The organism is Intestinicryptomonas porci (assembly GCF_033971905.1).
In the GTDB taxonomy this organism is placed as follows: domain Bacteria; phylum Verrucomicrobiota; class Verrucomicrobiia; order Opitutales; family Intestinicryptomonadaceae; genus Intestinicryptomonas; species Intestinicryptomonas porci.
Genome location: NZ_JALBUT010000007.1, coordinates 152,052 through 159,021, shown reverse-complemented (window position 1 = coordinate 159,021; position 6,970 = coordinate 152,052). Strand labels below are relative to the sequence as shown.

The window sequence follows — 6,970 nt, the reverse complement described above, 5'->3', positions numbered from 1 at the left end:
TGCTGAACAGGAAACATCAAACGGCAAAGGAATGTAAGAGAAATATAAAGGAACTGAAAACAATGATGAAACAGATGAAATACGAAGCGACACAAGAGTTTGAGAGGCTCGCATAGACAATAAGCGAGTGGTTTACACCAATAATCCGAATGTGGAGATTTACGAAAAACAACTCAATAACCGAGGGTTTCCATAGGAAAATGAAACTGATACAACGAATGGCTTACGGTTATAAAAACTTTGAAAATTACAGATTGAGGGTCTTGGTTCTATGCGGCCTCTTTCATTAAAATCCACTCTCTTTGGTGTTGACCCTTTTTTTTCAAAATGTAGGCATAAAAAAACCGTCTCGCTTTCGGCAAGACGGTTTTCTTTTCCAGTTAAATGGCGGGATGGACGGGACTCGAACCCGCGAGCTCCGGCGTGACAGGCCAGCATTCTAACCAACTGAACTACCACCCCTGAAAATTGAAAGACTTTTACGCTACGAAATTGAATTTTTTTGTCAATGTTTTTATCTTAATTTTTTATTTGGCGCCGTTTATTCTTTCGTAAATGTCTTTTTTATGCGGACAGATTGCGTTAATTTGCATATTTTTCATATTCGCGTTTTTTAATTTGTATAATTTCGGTTCTTTTACTACATTTATATTTTCTTTTTTTATGCAGTCTTCTGTTTCAAGTTCAAATATCAACAGGGTTCCGATTTATTTTTATCTGGTTCTTCTTCCGCTTTGTTTTTTCATAAAGCTTTGGCATTTCACTTTGCGTTTGAAGATTTCAGGCGAGGACGCCGAGTTTTTGCTTTCAAAGGACAAGTTCTTTGTGATGTTTTGGCACAATCGAATTTTTGTCCTGCCTTATTTAAAAAGGGTTTTTCGCAGGCGGAAAAAAATGTCGGGGCTTGTCAGCGCAAGCAAGGACGGCGCGCTTTTGGCGGCTTTGTTCAATTTCTTCGACATAGATTCCATTCGCGGGTCGAGCCGCAAAAGAAAGGTTGCGTCTCTTTTTGAAATTGCGGAGGCTGTTGGGCAGGGCAGTTCGGTCTGCATCACTCCCGACGGTCCGATAGGCCCGATTTACAAGCTTAAGAAAGGCTCGCTTAAAGTTGCGGAATTTACAGATTTGGATATTCTTTTTCTGCGCGTTAATTACAGGTCGTATTTTACCCTGCCTACTTGGGACAAGTTTCAAATACCGTTTCCTTTTTCGAGCGTGGATTTGAAGGTGATTTCCTGCCGCCCTTATTCGGATATCGCGCAATCCGCCCAAAAAGAGGGCGTTTCCCCCGTAGAATATGCGGAACATCTTATGGGGCGTTAATTTGTGCGGTTTGTTTTGCGGCAAATTTTATTCTTGAAGATTGGAAGTTTTTACAATTTATTTACGACAATGGGCGGCAGTATTTTTGGACGTTATTTTAAGGTCGCGACATTCGGCGAAAGCCATGGCGCGGCGTTGGGTTGCATTGTGGACGGATGTCCGTCGAATTTGAGCTTGTCGGAAGCCGACATACAGTCTTTTTTGGACAAGCGAAAACCCGGACAGAGCGATATTTCCACTCCGCGAAAGGAGTCCGATTCGTGCAGGATTTTATCAGGCGTATTCGAGGGAAAAACTTTGGGAACTCCCATTGCTCTTATTATCGAAAACGCCAACCAGAAGTCTTCCGACTATTCGGAAATAGCCAAGCTTTGGCGTCCGAGCCATGCCGACTTCACTTATGACGCCAAGTTCGGGATAAGGGATCCCCGCGGCGGCGGTCGCAGTTCTGCTCGTGAAACCGCGGCGCGCGTCGCGGCAGGGGCTATTGCGAGAATGTGCATGCCAAGCATTGTAATTCGCGCGTGGGTTGAAAGCGTGCATTCAATTTCCATGCCTTCGTTTGACGGAATGCCGTCTGAAGAGGACATAGAGTCGAACGCCGTGCGTTGTCCGCATGCCCCGACTGCTCTTAGAATGGTTGAATTCATCAAAAAGGCGAGGGCGGAAGGCGACAGTGTTGGCGGGGTAATCAGATGCAGAATTTCAAATGCGCCCGCAGGTTTGGGCGAACCTGTGTTTGACAGGCTTGAAGCAGATTTGGCAAAGGCTATGCTTTCAATTCCCGCATGCAAGGGGTTTGAAATCGGCAGTGGTTTTGCGGGAACGCGAATGTTCGGCTCCGCCCACAACGATGAATTTTTTGTCGGCGAAGGCGGCGAAGTCCGCACCAAAACAAATTACGCGGGCGGGGTGCTTGGCGGCATTTCAAACGGGCAGATGATTGATTTCAGGGTCGCGTTCAAGCCGACTGCCACTATTTTAAAAGAGCAAAAAACCCTTTCGCTAAACAAAGAGCCGACGACGGTTGTCGGGCGCGGCAGGCATGACCCGTGTGTCTTGCCGAGGGCGGTTGCGGTTGTGGAAGCTATGGCTTCTTTGGTCTTGGCAGATGCCGTTCTCGCCGCGGGAAAATCTTTGCCGCTATAATATTATGGACGCTTATTTGATATTGGGAACTCGAAACTCCAAAAGGCGCGCGATTTTGTGCGACTTGATTTCGCGCGGTCTTGGCGCGGAGTCTCGCGCGGCCGTTTTTATTTCCGAAAATGAAAATCCTTCGGAATTTGACGCTCCGCTTTCTTCTCTTGCCTTGGTAAGCAGGTATGGCGAAAACCGCATTGAATGCGCGCGCGAGGTTTCGGAAAAATCTGACGTGGCGTTTTTTGTGGCGGACGCTTCAAAGAACATCGCGGACGAAATTGAGGCGTTTAAGGAAATTTGCGACGCGGGAATTTTTAAGCTTATCCGCATAATAGGTGTGTTTGACTGTTCATTGTACGGCGCGGCTTTTGACGAATGCGCTCCGTTTTTTGACGCGATGTCGCATTTTTGCGACGCCGTGCTTTTGTCGAACCGTGGCGGCGTGAGCGGCAAAGTCGTGAATGAAATAAAGAAAAGGTACAAAGATGAATGCCGTCCGCACACATTCCAGCTTGCGATGAAAAACGGCGAAGTCGAAAACCCTTGCATGCTTTTAATTGACGAGACGCGACGCATTTCAATGGTATTTGACGAATACGACCCTCTCGACGAGCTTGAGCTTGACGAGGACACTTTGCCCGACGAGCCTTTTACTGTCGAGAAAAAAGCTGATGTTTATCTTGAGAAATTGGACAACGGTTTGCGCAGAAAACCGATTTTAAACGGCGATGAGTTAATCGCGAGGTATAAAAATGCAAAATAATCCATACAAAGTTTCAAAAAATGTTGAAAGCCTTTCGGCTTACACTCCGGGCGAACAACCGCAGGGCGGCGGATGGGTAAAGCTTAACACGAACGAATTTCCATATCCGCCGACTCCAAAAATAAAGACGGCGGTTATTGACGCCATGGGGAGCGATTGCGCGCCTCTTCGGCTTTATCCCGACCCGCTTTCGGGCAAGGTTCGCGAGGCTGTCGCAAAGCATTACGGTGTTGAAGGCAAAAACGTGATTGTAGGCAACGGTTCGGACGACATTTTAAATCTCATCATGCGCGCTTTCGGTGACGACAAATTGAAAGTAGCGGCGATGAATCCGAGTTATTCGCTCTATCCGGTATTGTCTAAAATGCAGGGCGCGGAGCTTTTGGAGTTTGATTTTGAAAACGAAACAAAACTGCCCTTTGAAAAAATTTTTAACAGCGGTGCAAACGTATTCATTTTGACAAGCCCCAACGCTCCTTTGGGCATTTCTTTCTCTCTTGGGGACTTGCAATGCCTTGCGGACAATTTTAAAGGGCTTTTGGTGATAGACGAGGCTTACGCTCCGTTTTCGGGATTTTCAGCCGCAAAGTTCGCGGCAGGGCGCAAAAACGTTTTGACCGTGTGCACCTCTTCAAAGGGGTGGGGTCTTGCGGGCATGCGCGTGGGCTGGGCTGTCTCCGACGAGGGCGTAATTTGTATTTTGGACAAGATCAGAGACAGCTACAATGTTGACAGGCTTGCGCAGGCGGCTTCAATCGCGGCGCTTCAAGACGAAGAATATTATGCGGAAAAAATCGGAAAAGTCGTTAAAACCCGCGAGGAAACCGAGGCGTTTTTCGCTTCTATCGGCTGGAAATTTTACAAAAGCGCGTCGAATTTCATATTCGTGATGCCGAGCAAAAACGGCGTTTGCGGCAGAGATGTAGCAAGCGGCTTGTTCGATTTCTTAAAGTCTGAAAAAATCCTTGTTAGATACTGGAAAAACGACATGAAAATTTGTTCAGGCTTGAGAATTACCGTCGGCACGGACGCGGAAATGCAAAAATTAAGGGAAAGCATACTAAAATGGATAAAAGAATAGCGAAAATCGAAAGAAACACAAAAGAGACTCAAATTTCCCTCGAAATAAATCTCGACGGTTCAGGCATCTACGAGGTGGATACGGGCATTCCGTTCTTCGACCATATGCTTTGCCTTTTTGCGCGGCACGGGCTTTTTGATTTGAGAATAAAGGCGTCAGGAGACGTGGATGTTGACTATCATCACACAGTCGAAGATGTCGGGATTGTGCTGGGGCAGGCCGTTAAGCAGGCTGTCGGAGACAAGGCGGGAATGAACAGGTACGGATTTTTCATTCTGCCGATGGACGAAACTTTGGCGCGCGTTGCCATAGATTTGTCAAACCGCCCTTATTTGGTTTACCGCGCCGAATGTTCCGAGAGAGTTCGCGATTTCAACGTGGGGCTTTGCAGGGAGTTCTTTCAGGCGTTTGCAAACGAGGCGGGCGCAAACCTGCACATAGAGCTTCTTTACGGCGGGGAACCCCACCACATTGCGGAGGGAATGTTCAAATGTTTTGCGAAATCTCTTGCCATGGCGGTTGAGAAAAATCCGCGCCGCGCGGGAATTTTGCCGACAACGAAAGGTTCCATATAAAATGCGCTCTGTTGCTGTAATAGACTACGGAATGGGCAATTTGCGAAGCGTCTTGAAGGCGTGGGAGGCGGCAGGCGCGAAGTCGAGGCTTGTTTCATCCCCGTCCGACATCGATGATAATGACGTTTTGGTTTTCCCGGGGCAGGGGGCGATTGTCGATACGATGAAGCTTTTGAAGGATACGGGGTTTGACAGCGCGATACGCTCTTGGATTAAGGACGAAAAGCCCTTCTTCGGAATATGCCTCGGCTTGCAGGCTCTCTTCGAGTATTCGGAAGAGGGCGGGCATTCGGAGTGCTTGGGCGTCTTTAAGGGAAGCGTTAAAAAATTCGACGTTCCGCGCGAATTCAAAGTCCCCCATATGGGGTGGGACGACGTGTCGTTTAAGCCCAACGAAAAGCTCTTGCGGGGCATTTCAGTTTCGGGAGAGCAGTTTTACTTTGTGCATAGCTATTGCGTCCACACTCCCGAAAGCGACATAGTTTTCGGGACGAGTGAGTATGGCGGAATGGAGTTTGTGAGCGCGATTTTGCGCGGAAAGCTCATGGCGTGCCAGTTCCATCCCGAAAAAAGCCAGTCAAAAGGCTTGCAACTTTACAAAAATTTTCTTGGATATGTTTAGAGGTTGATATGTCGGACACTAATCAGAATAAAAACAGCGGCGTTGCCAAATTTGAAATCGAGGGGAAAACATACGATTTTCCGCTGATAACAGGCACTCGCGGAGAAAAAGCCATTGATATTGCCACTTTGCGCTCGCGCACAGGCTATATAACCTTGGACGAGGGTTTTGGCAATACCGGCGCGTGCGAAAGCAAGATTACTTATATCGACGGCGAAAAGGGAAAGCTCTTTTACAGGGGCGTTCCCATCGAGACGCTTGCGGAAAATTCAACGTTTATCGAAACCGCCTATCTCATAATTTACGGAGAATTGCCGACGCGCAGGCAGATGAGCGACTTCTCTCAAAGGGTTTTGCGAAACGCAAACATCCACGAGTCGATGATGCACTTTTTTGACGGGGGCTTCCCGTTTTCCGCCCACCCGATGGCGATTCTTTCCGCGCTTTTGAACTCTTTGGGCTCTTACTACCCGAACATGGTAACCAACGAGCGCGAGCACGACTTGGAATATTTTGACGATGCCGCCGCGCTTTTGATAAGCAAGGTTCGCACGATAGTCGCGATGTCTTACAGGATGAAAAACGGATTGCCGCTGATTTATCCCAAGCGCGATTTGGGCTACTCGCAAAACTTTCTCCACATGATGTTCTCGGAGCCGTATCACGAATACTATCCGCATGACGACATCACGAAGGCTCTCGACTTGATTTTGCTTTTGCACGCAGACCACGAGCAGAATTGTTCGACTTCGACCGTGCGCATCGTGGCTTCGAGCGGCGCGAATTTGTTTGCGTCTGTTTCTGCGGGCGTATGCGCCTTGTGGGGTCCCTTGCATGGAGGTGCGAACACGCAGGTAATCAAAATGCTTGAAGAAATCCACAGAAACGGCGGCGACGTCAACAAGGCTATTGAAGACGCGAAGATGGGCAAAAAGCGTTTGATGGGCTTCGGGCACAGAATTTACAAAACCTACGATCCGCGCGCAATGATTTTAAAAGAGGCGGCGCAGAAGGTTTTGAAAGTCGTAAAAAGCAGTGATCCCGTTTTGGACATCGCCCAAACCCTTGCCGAAAAGGCGCGAAACGACGACTATTTCATCGAAAGAAACCTGTATCCCAACGTCGATTTTTACAGCGGCATAATCATGAAGGCGATAGGCGTTCCAACCGAAATGTTCACCGCAATGTTCGCAATCGGAAGAATGCCCGGCTGGATTGCCCACTGGAAGGAAGTCGCAGAGCGCGTAAAGGGCAGGATAACGCGCCCGCGCCAGATTTACCAGGGCGAAATCGACGTTGACTACATGCGTATGCGCGACCGCGAGCTTTCCGATGTCGAGCAGTACGAAAAGGATTTTAAGAAGTCCTCGGGAGACGGCGCGTCGGAAAACGCCACATTCAAGGCGTAGGGGAGTCCGCCGGATATTTGGAGGCGAAACTTCTAAATGTTTTGGATTTTCGCC

General features: G+C 48.2%; 7 protein-coding genes, 1 tRNA gene and 1 pseudogene. 8 read left to right on the top strand and 1 reads right to left on the bottom strand.

The annotated features are described in order from the left end of the window. Positions 1–128: 128 nt before the first annotated feature. Positions 129–290, top strand: a pseudogene (locus MOX91_RS07250) (transposase); the annotation flags it as partial. Positions 291–385: 95 nt separating this feature from the next. Here the strand turns inward: MOX91_RS07250 and MOX91_RS07245 are convergent. Further along, a tRNA-Asp gene (locus MOX91_RS07245) sits at positions 386–462 on the bottom strand. Between the two features lie 201 nt (positions 463–663). On the opposite strand from MOX91_RS07245, the gene MOX91_RS07240 reads away from it, so the two are divergent. The 7 genes from MOX91_RS07240 to MOX91_RS07210 all read left to right on the top strand — a co-directional run bounded on the left by MOX91_RS07240 (position 664) and on the right by MOX91_RS07210 (position 6,916). Next, positions 664–1,323, top strand: a complete 660-nt coding sequence (locus MOX91_RS07240; RefSeq protein ID WP_370397418.1) for a lysophospholipid acyltransferase family protein — start codon at positions 664–666, stop codon at positions 1,321–1,323. Positions 1,324–1,392: 69 nt separating this feature from the next. Next, a complete protein-coding gene (gene aroC, locus MOX91_RS07235) occupies positions 1,393–2,472 on the top strand; it encodes a chorismate synthase (RefSeq protein ID WP_370397417.1) in 1,080 nt (359 codons plus the stop codon). Between the two features lie 4 nt (positions 2,473–2,476). Then, positions 2,477–3,229, top strand: coding sequence for a hypothetical protein (locus MOX91_RS07230; RefSeq protein ID WP_370397416.1), 753 nt, complete (start codon positions 2,477–2,479; stop codon positions 3,227–3,229). Then, the gene (locus MOX91_RS07225; RefSeq protein ID WP_370397415.1) at positions 3,219–4,310 is read left to right on the top strand and encodes a pyridoxal phosphate-dependent aminotransferase; all 1,092 of its coding nucleotides are present in this window, start codon (positions 3,219–3,221) and stop codon (positions 4,308–4,310) included. The genes MOX91_RS07230 and MOX91_RS07225 overlap by 11 nt, the downstream gene beginning before the upstream one ends. Beyond that, positions 4,295–4,885, top strand: coding sequence for an imidazoleglycerol-phosphate dehydratase HisB (gene hisB / locus MOX91_RS07220; protein ID WP_370397414.1), 591 nt, complete (start codon positions 4,295–4,297; stop codon positions 4,883–4,885). The genes MOX91_RS07225 and hisB overlap by 16 nt, the downstream gene beginning before the upstream one ends. Before the next feature lies 1 nt (position 4,886). Then, entirely contained in the window at positions 4,887–5,507 is a 621-nt protein-coding gene (gene hisH / locus MOX91_RS07215) for an imidazole glycerol phosphate synthase subunit HisH (protein WP_370397413.1), read from the top strand. 8 nt (positions 5,508–5,515) lie between these two features. Next, a complete protein-coding gene (locus MOX91_RS07210; RefSeq protein WP_370397412.1) occupies positions 5,516–6,916 on the top strand; it encodes a citrate synthase in 1,401 nt (466 codons plus the stop codon). The last annotated feature ends 54 nt before the right edge of the window (positions 6,917–6,970 follow it).